Origin of the sequence: Weissella cibaria, assembly GCF_004521965.1 — a bacterium.
GTDB lineage: Bacteria > Bacillota > Bacilli > Lactobacillales > Lactobacillaceae > Weissella > Weissella cibaria_A.
Map to the genome: position 1 here is coordinate 1 of NZ_SDGK01000059.1, position 586 is coordinate 586.

General features: G+C 42.0%; 1 protein-coding gene. It reads left to right on the forward strand.

Going from position 1 to position 586, the window contains the following annotated elements:
• Positions 1-107 precede the first annotated feature (107 nt).
• A partial coding sequence (locus EST42_RS07520) for a helix-turn-helix domain-containing protein (RefSeq protein ID WP_134644895.1) occupies positions 108-586 on the forward strand: 479 nt, incomplete at its 3' end.

Consider the following 586-nt stretch of genomic DNA (forward strand, 5'->3'; position numbering starts at 1 on the left):
CTTGAATTTACAATTCAAGTGCAACACTAAGCTAAATAAAAACTGACTCATAATGAACCAGCGTAAAATGTAGTTTGTCTAGAACATACAGAACGCGAGGAAACATTATGAGTCATTATCATCAGCTTACCGCATTTGATCGCGGACGTATAGAAGTTTTACTCAGAGAAGGGTTGTCAATGCGTAGCATTGCAAAAGAAATTGGTAGAAGCGCTTCGACAATCTCTCGTGAGATTGCCCGCTGTGTTGGCTCAACTTATGAAGCTGAGGATGCCGATCAAAAGCACATGCTTGCTCGAACGAAGTCGCATAAACGCCGAAAGTTAGATAACACTGAACTGCGAGAACTAGTTATATATGGAATCAATCAAAAACATTGGTCGCCTGAACAGATAGCTGGTCGACTAAAGATTTCAAGAGGTCATACGATTATTAGCGCAAATACAATCTACCGAGCGATTTATAGAGATAACTTGGGCCAGCCGGTGAAAAGTCACAAAGCTCGGGGCATTGCTCGTGCGCTTCGGCATAGAGGAAAAACTCGACATACTAAAGGTCATGTCGAACGTCGAGGTAAGATTAGAAT